Source organism: Serratia sp. BIGb0163, from assembly GCF_024809935.1.
In the GTDB taxonomy this organism is placed as follows: domain Bacteria; phylum Pseudomonadota; class Gammaproteobacteria; order Enterobacterales; family Enterobacteriaceae; genus Serratia; species Serratia quinivorans.
The window spans coordinates 1,106,071-1,123,463 of the sequence record NZ_JANUDZ010000001.1 but is presented as its reverse complement, the minus strand read 5'-3'; the positions used below and the strand labels follow the sequence as shown (position 1 = coordinate 1,123,463).

Annotated in this window: 16 protein-coding genes; 10 read left to right on the top strand and 6 right to left on the bottom strand. The window is 58.0% G+C overall.

Going from position 1 to position 17,393, the window contains the following annotated elements; all coding sequences use genetic code 11:
• The first annotated feature begins 43 nt into the window (after positions 1–43).
• The 4 genes from M2406_RS05550 (at position 44) to add (ending at position 2,541) form a co-directional block, all read left to right on the top strand.
• The gene (locus tag M2406_RS05550; protein WP_259189146.1) at positions 44–313 is read left to right on the top strand and encodes a hypothetical protein; all 270 of its coding nucleotides are present in this window, start codon (positions 44–46) and stop codon (positions 311–313) included.
• A gap of 9 nt (positions 314–322) precedes the next feature.
• Positions 323–760, top strand: coding sequence for a PTS sugar transporter subunit IIA (locus M2406_RS05545; RefSeq protein WP_026142359.1), 438 nt, complete (start codon positions 323–325; stop codon positions 758–760).
• On the top strand, positions 757–1,353 hold the full coding sequence (locus tag M2406_RS05540) for an AAA family ATPase (protein WP_259189144.1): 597 nt from the start codon (positions 757–759) through the stop codon (positions 1,351–1,353). The genes M2406_RS05545 and M2406_RS05540 overlap by 4 nt, the downstream gene beginning before the upstream one ends.
• Positions 1,354–1,542: 189 nt before the next feature.
• On the top strand, positions 1,543–2,541 hold the full coding sequence (gene add, locus M2406_RS05535; protein WP_259189139.1) for an adenosine deaminase: 999 nt from the start codon (positions 1,543–1,545) through the stop codon (positions 2,539–2,541).
• Positions 2,542–2,744: 203 nt separating this feature from the next.
• Here add and M2406_RS05530 read toward each other — a convergent pair whose 3' ends face one another.
• The 6 genes from M2406_RS05530 to M2406_RS05505 all read right to left on the bottom strand — a co-directional run bounded on the left by M2406_RS05530 (position 2,745) and on the right by M2406_RS05505 (position 9,532).
• Positions 2,745–3,743 (bottom strand): bile acid:sodium symporter family protein, encoded by a 999-nt coding sequence (locus M2406_RS05530; RefSeq protein ID WP_012144980.1) that lies wholly within the window; start codon positions 3,741–3,743, stop codon positions 2,745–2,747.
• Between the two features lie 66 nt (positions 3,744–3,809).
• Entirely contained in the window at positions 3,810–4,850 is a 1,041-nt protein-coding gene (locus M2406_RS05525; RefSeq protein ID WP_012144979.1) for an oxidoreductase, read from the bottom strand.
• Positions 4,851–4,931: 81 nt separating this feature from the next.
• Positions 4,932–5,849, bottom strand: coding sequence for an arabinose operon transcriptional regulator AraC (gene araC, locus M2406_RS05520; RefSeq protein ID WP_012144978.1), 918 nt, complete (start codon positions 5,847–5,849; stop codon positions 4,932–4,934).
• Between the two features lie 102 nt (positions 5,850–5,951).
• Positions 5,952–6,935 carry an L-arabinose ABC transporter permease AraH gene (araH, locus tag M2406_RS05515; protein ID WP_012144977.1) on the bottom strand — a complete coding sequence of 328 codons (984 nt, stop codon included), beginning with the start codon at positions 6,933–6,935 and terminating at the stop codon, positions 5,952–5,954.
• A gap of 17 nt (positions 6,936–6,952) precedes the next feature.
• Positions 6,953–8,488 carry an L-arabinose ABC transporter ATP-binding protein AraG gene (araG, locus tag M2406_RS05510; protein ID WP_259189136.1) on the bottom strand — a complete coding sequence of 512 codons (1,536 nt, stop codon included), beginning with the start codon at positions 8,486–8,488 and terminating at the stop codon, positions 6,953–6,955.
• A 60-nt stretch (positions 8,489–8,548) separates the two neighbouring features.
• Complete coding sequence (locus M2406_RS05505; protein WP_259189135.1) at positions 8,549–9,532, bottom strand: arabinose ABC transporter substrate-binding protein; 984 nt, start codon at positions 9,530–9,532, stop codon at positions 8,549–8,551.
• A 361-nt stretch (positions 9,533–9,893) separates the two neighbouring features.
• Between M2406_RS05505 and M2406_RS05500 the strand changes: the two genes are divergently transcribed.
• The 6 genes from M2406_RS05500 (at position 9,894) to rsxC (ending at position 17,360) form a co-directional block, all read left to right on the top strand.
• Entirely contained in the window at positions 9,894–11,579 is a 1,686-nt protein-coding gene (locus M2406_RS05500) for a ribulokinase (RefSeq protein ID WP_259189134.1), read from the top strand.
• 29 nt (positions 11,580–11,608) lie between these two features.
• Positions 11,609–13,114, top strand: coding sequence for an L-arabinose isomerase (araA, locus tag M2406_RS05495; protein ID WP_017892697.1), 1,506 nt, complete (start codon positions 11,609–11,611; stop codon positions 13,112–13,114).
• A 159-nt stretch (positions 13,115–13,273) separates the two neighbouring features.
• Positions 13,274–13,714 (top strand): DUF2569 domain-containing protein, encoded by a 441-nt coding sequence (locus M2406_RS05490; RefSeq protein WP_259189133.1) that lies wholly within the window; start codon positions 13,274–13,276, stop codon positions 13,712–13,714.
• A gap of 271 nt (positions 13,715–13,985) precedes the next feature.
• Positions 13,986–14,567 (top strand): electron transport complex subunit RsxA, encoded by a 582-nt coding sequence (rsxA, locus tag M2406_RS05485; RefSeq protein ID WP_004938443.1) that lies wholly within the window; start codon positions 13,986–13,988, stop codon positions 14,565–14,567.
• Entirely contained in the window at positions 14,567–15,139 is a 573-nt protein-coding gene (gene rsxB / locus M2406_RS05480; protein ID WP_012144971.1) for an electron transport complex subunit RsxB, read from the top strand. Before rsxA ends, rsxB begins: the two co-directional genes overlap by 1 nt.
• Entirely contained in the window at positions 15,132–17,360 is a 2,229-nt protein-coding gene (gene rsxC / locus M2406_RS05475) for an electron transport complex subunit RsxC (RefSeq protein ID WP_259189095.1), read from the top strand. The genes rsxB and rsxC overlap by 8 nt, the downstream gene beginning before the upstream one ends.
• Positions 17,361–17,393: the final 33 nt, after the last annotated feature.

Here is a 17,393-nt window from a genome sequence, read left to right as displayed (position 1 = left end):
TACAACCCTGGTGCCCCGGCGCCCGTCGGGGCTGGAGAATACTATGCTTAATTTTATGAAATTACAGCGAAATAAAAAGGCCGCACCTGATGCGCAAAACGATGCTGAAGCCAATGATATATCAGCAGAAATAACATTATTGGAGCAGCAATTGGCCGCCGCGCCGGCAAACGGCGAAATTCATAAAAAATTAATGCTGACCTATAATCGGGCATTAAAGATTTATGCCAAAAATAAAAATCACCGCCAGGAAATCGATGTGGTTTTTATCAAAATGGACGAGCTGCGCAATATTATCAGGAAGTCTCTTTGAGGGAACATGATGACCATTAAACAACTGTTGATCGAGGCCGGAGCAATACAGGTCGGCGTGCAGGAAACGGACTGGAAAAAGGTGATTGAGTTGGCGGCACAGCCTTTGGTCGAGAACGGCTATATTCACCCTTCCTATCACCAGGCGGTGATCAGTAATACGCTGGCCCATGGCGCTTATTATGTGTTTGATGAGGGGATTGCCATCCCCCATGCCCGGCCGGAATGTGGCGTGATCAAAGATTGTTTCAGCATGGTGCTGCTGGACCAGGCCATCGCCTTTCAGGACAGTGAAAAGGCCGATATTGTCATCCTGTTCGGCGCAACGGACAGCAACCGGCATATTGAAGAAGGCATCCGGGCGATTGTCGAGTTACTGGACAACAAACAGCGGCTCGATAAACTGCGCGCCGCCAAACTCTGGCAAGAGGTGGTAGAAATCTTATGACTGCGCTAACTGACAGCAGCGACAAAACCGTTATTTTGGTCAATGGCATTCCGGCTTCTGGCAAGAGCACCCTCGCCCGTGCGCTGGCGCAGCACTTTAGCCTGCCTTATTTGAGCCTAGACGGCATCAAGGAACCCTTTATGGCGCAGCTGGACAACGTGGATCGTGAGCTTAACCGTCGGCTAGGTTACGCCGCCTATCAGGCCATTTGGTCTATGGTGGCGCAGGCACCGCAGCGCTGTATCTATGTGATTGACGCCTGGTATGGCTTTCAACCCAGAGAGTTGCTGCGCAAATACCTGCGCGAAGCGGGCGTGACTCAGGTTTTGGAAGTGTGGAATCAGATCTCCGCGGAGTTGGCGGCCGAACGCTATGCTGCCCGCCTCGGCCAGCGATCGGCAGGCCACCCCGGCGCAGAATATTTGCCTGAGCTGCGGGCGCTGGCCGAGCGTGCCATGCCGATGGCTATCGGTCCGGTGATCCGTGTTGATCAAGCGCTACCGCTGGAGATCGGCAAAATTACGCATTGGCTGGCGCTGCATGGCGTAGCCGATAACAACGATGAAAATATCACTAAACTGAGGGTCGGCTGATGGGGTCAACCCACAGTTTACCTGCCGGGTCGCGGGGGCGATTTTTCTCCCGCCTTCGCCTGAAAGTGCGGCACCAGTCGCAATTAATGTGATTGAAGTCGCTTTTTTATGCAACGACATGGCAATTTTCATCATTTTGTTTTTATACTGATCTGCACTTTACCTACAACAAAATAACGAGTGCACATCATGATTGACTCCCGCCTTCCGCTGACCGACATCCACCGTCACCTCGACGGTAACATTCGTGCGCAAACCATCCTCGACCTGGGCCGTCAGTTTAACCTTGCCCTGCCAGCCGACGAACTGGAAGCCCTGCGTCCGCACGTGCAAATCACCCATGCCGAACCGGATCTGGTCAGCTTTTTGCAAAAGCTCGACTGGGGAGTGGCGGTGCTGGGGGATTTGGAAGCCTGCCGCCGGGTCGCTTACGAAAACGTTGAGGACGCCGCTAACGCCGGTCTGCACTACGCCGAACTGCGGTTCTCGCCGTATTACATGGCGATGAAGCACCAGTTACCGGTAGCTGGGGTGGTAGAGGCGGTGATTGATGGCATTCGTTCCGGCTCCCGCGATTTGGGCATTGATGTGCGCCTGATCGGCATCATGAGCCGTACCTTCGGCGAGGCCGCCTGCTTGCAAGAGCTGGAAGGTCTGCTGGCACACCGTGACGGTATTACCGCGCTGGATCTGGCCGGTGACGAACTCGGCTTCCCAGGTGGCCTGTTCCTCAACCACTTTAACCGCGCCCGTGACGCCGGGTTGCGTATCACCGTGCACGCCGGTGAAGCCGCCGGCCCGGAAAGCATCTGGCAGGCGATCCGTGAGTTGGGCGCAGAGCGCATCGGCCACGGGGTGAAAGCCGTTGAAGATCCGGCATTGATGGACTTCCTGGCGGAACACGGCATTGGTATCGAGTCTTGCCTGACCTCCAACATTCAGACCAGCACCGTGCCTTCTCTGGCGCAGCATCCGCTGGCGAAGTTCCTGCGTCACGGCGTCATGGCGTCGATCAACACCGACGATCCGGCGGTTCAGGGCATAGAAATTGAGCACGAATACCTGGTAGCGGCACCACAGGCCGGGCTGACGCCGGCGGAGATCCGCACCGCTCAGGAAAACGGCCTGAAAATGGCATTCCTTAGCGAGCAGGAAAAGCAGGCGCTGCGCGATAAAGTCCGCGGCTGATTGAATGGAATAACGGGCGCTCTTACGCGTAATACTTACCAGTTGAAGCGATATTGTTCCCTCTCCTTTGGGAGAGGGTTAGGGTGAGGGGATGCATGCAGAATTGATGCAAAGCCCCTCACCCCGGCCCTCTCCCCATGGAGAGGGGGACGCCCACTTAAGCCACGACGTAGATTCTTATTACGCGATTTCGCGCCCATTTTTTACTTGGCTGTCTGCACCTCTGCGCGCTGTTTGGCGGTTTTGCGCGCATAGCGCTGGGCCAGTACGGCACACACCATCAATTGCACCTGATGGAAAATCATCAGCGGCAACACCATCGCACCCACTGCCGCCGCCGGGAACAGCACGTTAGCCATCGGGATACCGTTCGCCAGGCTCTTTTTCGAACCGCAGAACACTATGGTTATCTCGTCGGCGGTGTTGAATCCCAGCCAACGCGCGGCATAGGTGTTAATAATCAGTACCACCGTCAGCAGTACCAAAGACATCACCAGGATGGTCAGCAACGACCAGCCGTCAATCTTGTGCCAAATGCCCTCTACCACCGCGGCGCTAAAGGCGGTATACACCACCAGCAAAATCGATGACCGGTCAGTGAGATTAATCAGCTTGCGGTGGCGATCGACCCATTTGCCGATCAGCGGCCGTGCCAGATGGCCCACCACAAACGGCACCATCAGTTTCAAAATGATCGAACCGATGGCGTGTAATACGTCAGTATCACCGCCCTGGGTGTGCATCAGTGCGCCCACCAGCAGCGGCGAGAGGAAAACGCCGAGGATGCTGGATGCCGAAGCGCTGCATACCGCCGCCGCCACGTTACCGCCCGCCGCCGAAGTGAAGGCGATGGCCGACTGCACCGTGGCCGGCAGCGCACACAGGTAAAGGAAGCCCATATAGACCGTCGGCGTCATCAGCCCCGGCACCATCAAATTCATCGCCAGCCCCAGCAGTGGGAACAGCGCAAAGGTACTGAGGAACACCACCAGATGCAGCTTCCAGTGGCCCATGCCGGCGATAATCGCCTCACGCGACAGCTTGGCGCCATGCATAAAAAACAGCAGCGCGATGGCGGCGGTGGTCAGACGATCAAAGAAGGTTTTCCATATCCCTTCGCAGGGGAAAACCGAGGCGACGATCACCACCAGAATCAAAACCAGCAAAAATTTATCAATGCGCAGACGTTGCAACCAGGACATGGAACCGGATCCTTCGAGGAGTAAGGCGGGTTCGGTCAGCCGAACCCGGATAGGAAAGCACGACGGTTAGGCTACCGGCAGCGCTCTTTGCTGTTTTGCCGATTCCAGGCCCAGTTCGATCAGTTCCATCACCTGGATGGCATCGGCGGCCGGTACCGGGTTTTCACCCACACCGTTAATCGCATCACGCACAGCCGCGTAATAGGCTGGGTAGTTGCCCGGAATACTCAGCAGCGGTTTTTCCGCCAGCACGCCATCACGTGACAACGTCACTACACCGTCGCGCATATCATAACCCCAGTCCGCCTGCGGTAGACGCTCACCTGCTTTTAGCCGGTCTTCCTGCGGATCCAGGCCAAATTTGATAAAGCTGCCCTGGGTGCCATGCACGATATAACGGGCGGATTCCGCCGCCGCCAGCATCGTAGCGTGCAGGACCACCCGACGTTTGCCGTAGTTAAGCACCGCGTGGAAATAGTCCACCGACTGCGCGCCTGGACGCAGTTCGGCCAAATCAACAAACAGCGTTTCCGGCTTGCCGAACAGTTGCAGCGCCTGATCGATCAGATGCGGCCCCAAATCGTACCAAATGCCGCTACCTGCGCCGCCTAACTCACGCCAGCGCTGACGCACTTCTGGCCGGAAGCGATCGAAATGAGATTCGAAATAAACCACCTCGCCGAGCGCGCCTTCTTTCAGCAGCGTCTTAAGCGTCAGAAAATCACTGTCCCAGCGGCGGTTGTGGAATACCGACAACAGCCGGCCGCTCTGCTCCGCCTGTTGTTTTAACGCCTGAGCCTGTGACAACGTCACGGTAAACGGTTTATCCACCACCACATGTTTACCGGCGGCCATGGCCTGCTGTGCCAGCGGGAAGTGGGTATCGTTGGGGGTAGGAATGACGATCAGATCGATAGAAGGGTCGTTAAACAGCGCCTGCGGATCGCTGACTACCGTCATCGACGGCCAGTCTGCGTGCACTTTCCCGGCATCGCTGCTGGAAACGGCGGCCAACTCTACGCCGGGAGTGCCAACGATCAGTGGCGCATGAAAGGTTTTGCTGGCATAGCCGTAACCGACCAGCCCAACCCGAAGTTTTTCTGCCATGGTGTTTCCTCTTACTGGCTCGCAATAGACCCATCAGATTTGACACCATGATGCAGGCGGGAACAAGAAGTAAATTTAATGTTAACTTGAGGCCGCCACATAAGGCTGTTCACGTTGATTTCTGGCCGGGTAGTTTATCTCCAGGCTGCGGCGGCGGAAATCGCTCGGGCTAACGCCCACCCGCTTGCGAAATACCCGGGAAAAGTACAGCTGATCGTCATAACCCACCACCCGACCTATGGTGGCGATCGACTCCTGCGTAGTCTGCAACAGCAGCTTGGCGCGGATCACCCGCTGATCTTCGCGCCAGCGCAGAATATTGATGCCCACCTGCTCGCGGAACAAATGCGCCAACCGCGATGGTGACAAACAGACATGGCGCGCCACCTCGTCAATCCGCAGCTCGCCGGCCAGGTTGCCGGTGATAAACTGGCAGGCCTCAATGACTCGCGGATCCATAATTTTCTGCGGGCTGAGCGGGTCCTCCTCCATCGCGCGCAACAGCAGACGCTCCAGCAGGTTCATCCCCAGCTCTTCGGCAAAGCGGCGACCGGAACGCTGAGTCTGTTCGATATTGGCGAACAGCCGATCGAACTCCAGTAACAGGTTATTGTTCGGCAAGGTCAGGCGCCCCACTTCATGCGTTTTGCTGTGCCATTCCAGCCAGTCGGCCCAGTAGGCGCGCGGACGGAAATACACCCAGCGGTGATACCAGCAGTCGCTGTCCGGCGAACGGCCGTAGTAATGCGCCGCTTTAGGCGGAAACAGCAGCAGATCGCCAGGATTGCAGTAAAGGGTATCTTCGCCGTCAAACACCTTGCCCTGGCCCTTGATGGTCAGGTTGAGAATATAGCCCTTCATGCCGCCGGGGCGGTCGATAAAGAAATCCAGCGGACCGTCCGCCATGATCGGCGTCAGCCCCGCCACCAGATAAGCGTTAAAGGTGTAACCCGGCAACAGCGGGTTCGGCTGCGGTTCCTGTGCCATGCGATGATACATCGGTCCTCCCGGCAATCTTATAGCTTAGATATCAATCCTAGCTTAGCGGCCCGGTGGATAACTGCCCGGGCCGATAACAGAACTGTGAACAGGGTTGGCAATTTAAACGCTGCGTTTAGCCTGCTGTTTGTAACGGTCGAAAATCACCGCCGCCAGCAGGATCACGCCGCGCACCACATACTGCGAGAACGGCGAGATATTCAGCAGGTTCATGGCGTTTTCCACCGTGCCCAGGATCAGAATGCCGGCGATAACGTAGGAAATTTTACCGATGCCGCCTTTCAGTGACACACCACCCAGCACGCAGGCGGAGATCACGATCAGCTCATAGCCAATTGAGGTCATCGGCTGGCCACTGGTCATGCGCGAAGCCAGAATGATACCGGCGGCGGCGGACACCAGCCCGGACAGCATAAAGATCACGATTTTGGTGCGTACCACCGGCACCCCGGCCAGCCGCGCGGCCTCTTCGTTACCGCCAATCGCCAGCGTATTGCGGCCAAAGGTGGTCTTGTTGAGCAGGAAGCCAAACAGGATCAGACAGGCGACGGTGATCCAGATCGGCGCAGGCAGGCCCAGCCAGTTGGCGTAACCCAGGGCGAAGAAGCGTTCATCCTCAATGCCCACCGCTTTACCGTCGGAGATAATGTAGGCCAGCCCGCGGAAAATCTGCATGGTGGCCAGGGTGGTGATCAGCGCGTTGATTTTCAGCCGGGCGATAACGAAACCGTTAATCAACCCGGAGACCATGCCCAGTAACAGACCGGCGGCCACGCCGATCCACAGGCTTTCGGTCATGTTGATCACCACCGCGGTGGTCACCCCGGCGCAGGCAATCACCGAAGCGACCGACAGGTCAAAGTCACCGGAGGCCAGGCAGAACAGCATGCCGCAGGCCACCATGCCGGACATCGAAATCGCCAGCCCCAGCCCTTTCATATTGATAAAGGAACCAAAGTTGGGCACAAACAGCGCGCAGGCTAAAAACAGCACCGCAAACACCACCAGCATGCCGTAGCTGTCCCAAATTCGCGCCAGCCCCAGGCCGTTGCGTTTTTTCACAGAATGGGTCGTTATGGTCGACATCTCTTTCTCCTTCACAATCAGGCCACCGCCGCAGCGGCATCTGGGGCTATATCGGGGGTGCGCAGCATCGCCAGGCTGAGGGCTTTTTCCTCACTGGCCTCGTCATGCCGTAATTCGCCGGACAGTGCGCCTTCACGCATCACCAGGATACGGTCAGCCAGCCCCAGCACCTCTGGCAGGTCACTGGAGGCGAACAGCACCGCAATGCCGCGCTGCGCCAGTTGGTAAATGACGTGATAAATTTCATGCTTGGCACCGACGTCGATGCCGCGTGTTGGTTCATCGAGCAAGATCACTTTCATCTCTTCCGACAGCCAGCGGCCCAGAATGGCCTTCTGCTGATTGCCGCCGGACAAATTCATAATCAACTGCTCAGGGCCAGGCGTTTTGATATTCAATGCACGAATATGATGATCGGCATTGCTGGCCTCCCACCCTTTATTAATCAGGCAACCGGCGCGCAGGCTGTTGCGCCTTGCGCTGATGTTGATGTTGTCACGCACCGAGTGCACCGGGATGATGCCGTCCGCCTTGCGATCCTCCGGGCACAGCATGATACCGGCGCGGATCGCGTCAATCGGTGAACGAATGGCGATCGCCTGTCCATCCAGCATCAATTGACCGGCACTGACCCGTGTGGCGCCAAAAACCCCCTTCATCAGTTCACTGCGCCCGGCTCCCACCAGGCCGAACAGCCCGACGATCTCTCCGGCCCGCACGCTAAGATCGATCGCCGTTTTGACGCCCGGTGCTTTCAGCCCCTTGAGCTCCAGACGCACCGGCCCCAGCTCACGTGGCTGGTAGCCATAGACGTCACCCAGATCGCGCCCGACCATCGCCTGCACCAACTGCGCGTTATCCACCTGCTGCATATCGTCAAAGGTGCGCACGTAGCGGCCATCTTTAAACACGGTAATGGCGTCGCTGAGGGCAAATATTTCTTCCATACGGTGCGAGACATACAGGATCACCCGCCCTTCGGCACGTAATTCCCGGATCACCCGGAACAGTTGCTCAATCTCTCTGGCGGACAGTGAACTGGTGGGTTCGTCAAAGGCGATCACCTTGGCGTTGCGCGCCAGCGCCTTGGCGATTTCCACCATTTGCCACTGGCCGATCGACAGGTATTTCAGCGGCGTATCCGGATCAATATCCAGGCCCAGGTGTTCCAGTTGCAAGCGGGATTCATAGCGCAGCAGTTTTCTATCCACCAGCCCGCGTTTGGTCGGTAGTTGGCCAAGATAAATGTTCTCCGCCACCGTCATTTCCGGCACCAGATGCAGTTCCTGATAGATAATCGCCACCCCGGCATTCAACGCATCGGTGGTGTTGGCAAACTGCACCGACCGTCCCTGCAGCTGAATTTCCCCCTGGGTTGGCGCGTAATTGCCACTGAGAATTTTCAGCAGCGTGGATTTCCCGGCGCCGTTTTCCCCCATCAGCGCGTGGATCTGCCCGGCCTGGCAGCTAAAGCTGATGTCATCCAGCGCCTTCACGCCCGGGAAGGTTTTACCTATGCCTTTAAACGCCAAATACGGCAATGCGGCGGTCATGGTGTGCTCCTCCTGCAGTCAAAAATGCCGCCCGACAGAGTGCCGTGGGCGGCTCGCTTATTACATCAGGCCTTTTTTCTGCAGTTCGGTTTTAAAGTTGTCGCGGGTGATCAGCACCACGTCGGTCACTTCGGTGAACTTTTGCGGCTCTACGCCCTTTTCGACCCAGTCATGCAGCATCTGGATACTCTTGTAACCATGGATATCCGGGCTTGGCAGCAGCGAACCGTAGAAACCGGTGGCCTGTGCCTTGGACAGCTCGCTGACCGCATCCACGCCGTTGATGCCGATGCCGATCACGTTCGGCGCTTTGAAACCCTGGCCTTCGGTGGCGCGCACGCCGCCCAGCACGGTGTTGTCGTTCATGCCGACAATCAGCCAGTTTTTCACTTCAGGATGCTGCACCAGCATTGAGTTGGCGGCGTCAAACGCCCCAGGGATATCGTTGGATTTGGTCGGCACGCGATAAATTTGTTTCTCCGGGAAGCCAGCCGCCTTCAGCGCGTCTATCGAACCACCGGTGCGACGACGTGCGGTGTCCAGCTCATCGGCGGTGATCGCCATTACCGCGGTGTCCGCTAATTTCCAACCGCGCTTATTCTGCTCTTTCCACAATTCCTGCCCCTGACGCTCACCGATTTTGGTGGCGGCCATCATCACTAACGGCACGCTGTCCATAGGTTTGCCCTTGGCGGTGACAAACTGGTCATCCACCGCAATCACTTTCAGGTTGTAACTGCGTGCCTTGGCGACAATCGCCGAGCCGAGTTTCGGATCTGGCGTACAGATAACAAAGCCCTTGGCCCCGCTGGCCGCCAGGCTGTCGATGGCATTGAGGGTTTTCTCCCCGTCCGGCACGGCGATTTTTATCACTTCAAAACCAAGATCCTTACCGGCCTTGTCGGCAAACTTCCATTCGGTCTGGAACCAGGGTTCCTCCGGCTGCTTGACCAAAAAGCCCAGCTTAATGGTCTCGGCGATAGCTGAATGTGACATAACGGCCGCCAGACTCAGTGTCACCAGCGCCTTAGTGAATTTATGCATGATGCTCTCCGCTATTTTGTTTTCTGTGGCGACGAAAGCCGCTCGCCGTGAAAACGTTATCATTAGGGTGTCTGCTGTCGGCGCGTCGCTTATCTCGCGACATTCACCCACAACAAGAGTAAGACGGCTTAAGTTTTAGCGGGTATTTGTTACTGAAATGTAGAGCGCTATCACATCCGTGGAATACAGCAGATATGTGCATATATTTAGCGAATTCCGCCAAGCGATAACTTATGACAGCCGTCACAAAACCACTGCGGGAAGCAGAAAAGTGCATACTTCCAGCTAACGGCTCCTCACCTGCCCAGCGCTTCGGCTCCTATGGTTGTCACAGCGTATTAACACATCAGGAGTCAACATCATGACGGCAGGTGCTATTGCCCTGGGATTGGACTTCGGCAGCGACTCGGTGCGGGTGCTGGCGGTCGACTGCCATAACGGCGCGGAACTCGATACCGAAGTGGTTTATTACCCCCGCTGGCAGCGCGGCGAATTCTGTAACGCGGCGGAAAACCGTTTTCGCCACCATCCGCTCGACTATATAGAAGCCATGGAACAGGCGATCGTCACTCTGGTGCAGCGCATGCCCCCGCAACAGCGGCTGCAGGTGATTGGCATTGGCGTTGACTCCACCGGTTCTACACCGGCGCCGATCGACAGTCAGGGGCAGGTGCTGGCACTGCGTCCGGAATTTGCCGATAACCCCAACGCCATGTTTGTTTTGTGGAAAGACCACACCGCCATTGAAGAGGCTGACGCCATCAACCGGCTGTGCCGCAGCGGTGAGTTTCCCGATTATTCCCGCTATATCGGCGGCGTTTATTCCTCTGAGTGGTTTTGGGCCAAGATCCTGCATGTCACGCGCCAGGACGCCGAAGTACGCCAGGCCGCCTCCTCCTGGGTTGAACTGTGCGACTGGGTACCGGCGCTGTTGTCCGCTACCACCGCGCCACATCAGTTAAAACGCGGGCGCTGTAGCGTCGGTCACAAAACGCTGTGGCACCCGGACTGGGGTGGCCTGCCGCCCCAAGCCTTTTTTGCCGCGCTCGATCCTCTGCTGGTTGAACACCTGCCCTGGCCGCTGTTTGAAGACTGCCATACCGCCGACCTGCCGGTAGGTACCCTGAGCGCCGAATGGGCGGCACGCCTCGGGCTACCCACCACGGTGGTGCTGTCCGGCGGGGCCTTCGACTGCCATATGGGGGCCGTCGGTGCCGGTGCCCAGCCTTATACCCTGGTGAAGGTGATCGGCACCTCCACCTGCGACATTCTGATCGCCGATCGTCAGCGAGTCGACGGCCGCGCCATCGAGGGGATTTGCGGTCAGGTCGACGGCAGCGTAGTGCCGGGAATGATTGGCATGGAGGCCGGGCAGTCGGCCTTCGGCGATATGTATGCCTGGTTCAGCCGCCTGCTGAGCTGGCCGTTACATGCAGCGGCAAAAAACCAGCCTGAACTGCAACCGCAGCTACAAAAGATTGAAGCCGGTCTGCTGGCGGCACTGACCGATGCCTGGGTGGAAAACCCGTCACTGGATCATTTGCCGGTGGTGCTGGACTGGTTTAACGGCCGCCGAACCCCCTACGCCAACCAGCGGCTGAAAGGCGTAATAGCCGATCTGAACCTCGGCACCGATGCTCCGACGCTGTTCGGCGGCTTTATCGCCGCCACCGCCTTTGGCGCCCGCGCCATTATGGAATGCTTTGAACAGCAGGATATTCCGGTCGATAACGTGCTGGCGCTGGGCGGCATTGCGCGTAAATCTCCGGCGATTATGCAGGCCTGCGCCGACGTGATGAACCGACCGCTGCAAATTGTGGCCTCCGATCAGTGCTGCGCGCTGGGTGCTGCCATCTTCGCCGCCGTGGCCGCCGGCCGTTTCATCAGCGTGCCGGAAGCCCAGCGCCAGATGGCCTGCGGCATCGAACGTACCCTGCAGCCCGATCCGCAGCGCGTCGCTCGCTACCAACAACTTTATCAACGCTATCAACAATGGTGCCAGGCCGCCGAGCCGCGCTACGCCCCGACCTCCGGTTCAGCAAATTAAGCCTATACAATACAGAGGAGTCTTTTTTAATGAATGCATTCAAGCAGCGCGAAGTCTGGTTCGCCATTGGCAGCCAACATCTGTACGGCCCGCAAACCCTGCAACAGGTCAAGGCACACGCCGAACAGGTGGTGGACAGTCTCAACCGCGAAGCCGGCCTACCGGTAAAACTGGTGCTAAAACCGCTGGTCACCACGCCGGATGAAATCACCGCCCTGTGTCGTGACGCCAACTATCAACCGCAGTGTATTGGCATCCTGGCCTGGCTACACACCTTCTCACCGGCCAAAATGTGGATCGCCGGTCTGTCCGTGCTGCATAAGCCGCTGTTGCAGTTCCATACCCAGTTCAACGCCCAGGTGCCCTGGGACAGTATGGATATGGACTTTATGAACCTCAACCAAACCGCCCACGGCGGCCGTGAGTTCGGCTTTATCGGCGCCCGTATGCGCCAGCAGCACAGCGTGATTGCCGGTCACTGGCAGGATCCCGAGGCACACCGGCGCATTGGCCAGTGGATGCGTGTCGCCAGCGCCAAACAGGCCGGCCAGCAGCTGAAAGTGGCCCGTTTTGGCGACAACATGCGCGAAGTGGCGGTGACCGATGGCGACAAGGTCGGTGCGCAGATCCAGTTTGGTTACTCGGTCAATGCCTATGGTATTGGCGATTTGGTCAGCGTCATTAACGAAGTCAGCCGTGGCGATGTAGATACGCTGATTGAAGAGTATGAGGCCAGCTATGTGCTAAGCGATGCGGCCAAAATCAACGGCGCAAAACGCGAAAACCTGACTGACGCGGCACGTATCGAGCTGGGCATGAAACGCTTCCTCGAACAGGGCAACTTCCAGGCTTTCACCACCAACTTTGAAGACTTGCACGGCATGAAACAGCTGCCGGGGTTGGCGGTACAACGCCTGATGCAACAAGGCTACGGCTTTGGCGGCGAAGGCGACTGGAAAACCGCCGCGCTGCTGCGCATCCTGAAAGTGATGGCCGATGGGTTACACGGCGGCACCTCGTTTATGGAGGATTACACCTATCACTTCCAGCCGGGCAACGATCTGGTGGTCGGCTCGCATATGCTGGAGGTCTGCCCGTCGATCGCCAAGGAGCCTAAACCGCTGTTGGATATCCAGCCGCTCGGTATTGGTGGCAAGGCAGATCCGGCGCGGCTGATTTTCTCTACTCCGGCTGGCCCGGCAGTCAATGCCAGCCTGATCGACATGGGCGATCGCTTCCGCCTGCTGGTCAATCAGGTGGACACCGTGGAACAACCACACCCGCTGCCCAAGCTGCCGGTGGCGCGCGCCATCTGGCGGGCCCAACCCACGCTGGCGACCGCCGCCGAAGCCTGGATCCTGGCGGGCGGCGCCCACCACACGGTGTTCTCCCAGGCGCTGGACGCCGATATGCTGCGGCTGTATGCCGAAATGCATAACATTGAGTTCTTGCTGATTGACCAGGACACCACCCTGCCGGCATTCAAAAACGAGCTGCGCTGGAACGAAGCCTACTATCAACTTAACCGCCGTTAATCGCCCGGCTACCGGTGGCAAAATCGCCTGCCGGTAGCCAAACGTGCTGCCACGCCGCCTTGCTCCCGACCATCCGCTTGATATTGATGACGAAGCCCGCATTACCCGCTAAGCTATGCGGCTGTCACATTGGATCATGTCTTACCCAGGAAGCCGTTTATGTCTCAAGCTGATTACACCCGTATCGGCGGTTGGTTGCTGGCCCCGATGGCCTATCTGATTGTCACCCTGCTTAGCGCCAGTCTGATGCTGCTCCTGTATGGCATGGCGATTTTCGTGCCGGAATCGCGCGAATATCTGCTCACCAACGCCCAGGCGTTTAGCATGCAGTGGTATTTCTCGGTGCTGACCACTCTGGCGATGTGGTGCTTTACCCTGTGGCTGCTGTGGCTGTTCTGCCACCGTTCGCAGCGGTTCCCCAAATTGTTCCTGCTGTGGCTGCTGATTACCGTTTTGCTGGCGGTGAAAGCCTTTGCCTTTGCGCCGGTGCCGGATGAATTGGCGGTACGCAGTCTGGGTTGGCCACTGTTGATGGCCGCGTTGCTGGTGCCTTATATGAAGCGTTCCAAGCGAGTCAAAGGCACCTTTACCGAGAACTGAACAACGTTGTACATAAATATGGCCCGTCGCCTTTCAAACCGCAGCGTTGTTACCTGCACTCGCTCACCCCAGTTACTTACTTAAGTAAGCGCCTGGGGATGAGCGAGCTGGGCGCCTAGCTGCGATTTGAAATTCATAGGGCTTGGTTGTGTAAATATTCAACAAAAATGGGCAAAAAGTGGCAAAAAGGGTAATAACCCTGCTATCCCTATGTTGTGGTCAGGCCGCCAATTCCCGATAATAGGCGGCTTTTATTTTTTTAGGCATCGCAATGACCGAATACCTGCTCCTGTTTGTCGGCACCGTACTGGTGAATAACTTCGTCCTGGTGAAGTTTCTTGGCCTGTGCCCATTCCTCGGCGTTTCCAAAAAGCTGGAAAGCGCCATTGGCATGGGGATGGCCACCACTTTTGTTATGACGTTGGCCTCGGTCAGCGCCTGGGTGATTAACACCTTTATTCTGGTTCCGTTGGATCTGGTGTATCTGCGCACGCTGTCATTTATTTTAGTGATCGCCGTGGTGGTGCAATTTACCGAGATGGTGGTACGCAAAACCAGCCCGGCCCTGTATCGCCTGCTGGGTATTTTCCTGCCGCTGATCACCACCAACTGTGCGGTGCTCGGCGTCGCACTGCTCAACGTCAACCTCGGCTACAATTTCCTGCAGTCTGCGGTATACGGCTTCAGCGCCGCCGCGGGCTTCTCATTGGTGATGGTGCTGTTTGCCGCCATCCGTGAACGTCTGGCGGTAGCCGATGTGCCTGCGCCCTTCCGGGGCTCTTCCATCGCACTGATCACCGCCGGGCTGATGTCGCTGGCCTTTATGGGCTTTACCGGGCTGGTGAAATTCTAATGACCGCGTTATGGATTGCGATTGCTGCGTTAAGCGCCCTTGGCCTGCTGTTCGGTCTGGTGCTGGGCTATGCCGCGCGCCGCTTTGAAGTGGAAGAAGATCCGGTAGCCGAACAGGTCGACGAGATCCTGCCACAGAGCCAGTGCGGCCAGTGCGGTTACCCCGGTTGCCGTCCTTATGCCGAAGCCGTCGCCAACGGTGAGATGATTAACAAATGCGCTCCGGGTGGCGAGCAGGTGATGCTGAAGCTGGCAGAATTGCTCAACGTCGAACCACAGCCGCTCGGTAGCGAAGCCGCCGCCGAACCTGTGCGCCAGGTGGCCTACATTGACGAAGCCAACTGCATCGGCTGCACCAAGTGCATTCAGGCCTGTCCGGTGGACGCCATCGTCGGCGCTACCCGCGCCATGCATACCGTCATTACCGATCTTTGTACCGGCTGCGACCTGTGCGTTGCGCCGTGCCCTACCGACTGTATTGAAATGAGACCGGTCGCCACCACTACCGCCAACTGGAAGTGGGACATGAAGACGATCCCGGTGCAAGTGATCCACGTGGAGCAACATGCTTAATCTGTTCGCCGCCTTCAAAAAAGACCGGATTTGGGATTTCGACGGCGGGATCCATCCGCCGGAAATGAAGACCCAGTCCAGCGGTGTCCCGCTGCGTACCGCCCCGCTGCCGGATAAGTTTATTATCCCGTTGCAACAGCATCTGGGGCCGGAAGGTGAACTGTGCGTCAAGGTCGGCGACGCCGTGCTGAAAGGCCAGCCGCTGACCGTCGGCCGGGGCCGTACCGTACCGGTGCACGCACCGACCTCCGGCACCATCAGCGCCATCACACCGCATATCACCGCTCACCCTTCCGGGCTGGCAGAACTGTGCGTGATTATTCAACCTGACGGCGAAGACCGCTGGTGCGAGCGTGCGCCGGTAGCCGACTACCGTCAACTGACCGCCAGCGAGTTGATCCAACGTATTCATCAGGCCGGCATCGCCGGGCTGGGCGGCGCCGGTTTCCCGACCGCCAGCAAGCTGCAGGGCGGCATGAACGGGGTGGAAACCCTGATCCTCAACGCCGCCGAGTGCGAGCCCTATATCACTGCCGATGACCGCTTGATGCAGGAACATGCCGATCAGGTGATTGAAGGCACGCAGATCCTGCGCCACCTGCTGCAACCTAAAGTCACGCTGATTGGCATCGAGGACAATAAGCCCGAAGCGATCGCCGCGTTGAAACTGGCGCTGCGCGGTCAGCCAGGTATTGCCCTGCGGGTGATCCCGACCAAATACCCTTCTGGCGGCGCCAAACAGCTCACCAAGATCCTGATTGGCAAGGAAGTGCCGCACGGCAAGCACTCTTCCGCTATTGGCGTGCTGATGCAAAACGTCGGTACTGCCTTTGCCATTAAACGTGCGATTGTCGACGGCGAGCCGCTGATCGAACGCGTGGTGACTCTGACCGGTGAAGCTCTAAGCCTGCCGGGCAACCTGTGGGCGCGCATAGGCACACCGGTACAACACCTGTTGAAATTTGCCGGTTTCCAGCCTCAGGCTCAGCAAATGGTAGTGATGGGCGGCCCGCTGATGGGCTTTACCCTGCCCGCGCTCCACGTCCCCATCGTTAAGATAAGCAACTGTATTCTGGCCCCCTCGGTCAGCGAAATGGCACCACAAGAACAGGAACAGTCCTGTATTCGCTGTGGCCTGTGCGTTGATGCCTGCCCGGCGGGCCTGTTACCGCAGCAACTTTACTGGTTCAGCCGCGGCGAAGAACACGAAAAGGCCCGCAATCATAATCTGTTCGATTGCATTGAATGTGGTGCCTGCGCCTTTGTCTGCCCGAGCAATATCCCGCTGGTGCAGTACTACCGCCAGGAAAAGGCCGAGATCAAGGCCATCGATCTGGAAGCGGCACGCACGGCTGAAGCCAAGGCGCGTTACGAAGCCAAGTTGGCGCGACTGGAACGTGAAAAACTGGCGCGTGAAGAGCGCCATAAGAAAGCGGCAGTCAAACTGACCGATGGCGACCAGGATGCGGTTCAGGCGGCCCTGGCGCGAGTTCGCAGTAAAAATGCTGTACCGGCGACCGGCACCATCAGCGGCGACGCACCGGACAACAGCGAGATGATCGCGGCCCGCGAAGCCCGTAAAGCGCAGGCTCGTGAACGACGTGCCCAGCAGGAAACTGCTATAGCACCGGTAGCAACATCGGCTAGCGAAGATGAAGATCCACGCAAGGCCGCGGTTGCCGCTGCGCTGGCGCGAGTTAAGGCCAAGAAAGCGGCACAGCAGACGACGGTGGATGAACCCCCGACAGAGGCACCGGCGGCAGTGACGGAAGAAGATCCGCGCAAGGCCGCGGTTGCCGCTGCACTGGCGCGAGTCAAAGCCAAGAAAGCGGCACAGCAGACGACAGCGGTGGAAACTCCAGCCGAATCACCCGCAGTGGTGACGGAAGAAGACCCGCGCAAGGCCGCGGTCGCGGCAGCCATTGCCCGCGCCAAAGCCAAGAAAGCGGCGCAGCAGGCCACAGCGGTGGAAACTCCTGCCGAATCACCCGCTGTGGTGACGGAAGAAGATCCACGCAAGGCCGCGGTTGCCGCTGCGCTGGCGCGAGTTAAGGCCAAGAAAGCGGCGCAGCAGGCCACAGCGGTGGAAACTCCTGCCGAATCACCCGCAGTGGTGACGGAAGAAGATCCACGCAAGGCCGCGGTCGCGGCAGCCATTGCCCGCGCCAAAGCTAAAAGAGCGGCGCAAAGTCTGACCACGGCGGATACGGATAAAGAGTGACGGTGAGAGGTGCCTTGCAGGGCGCAAGGCACT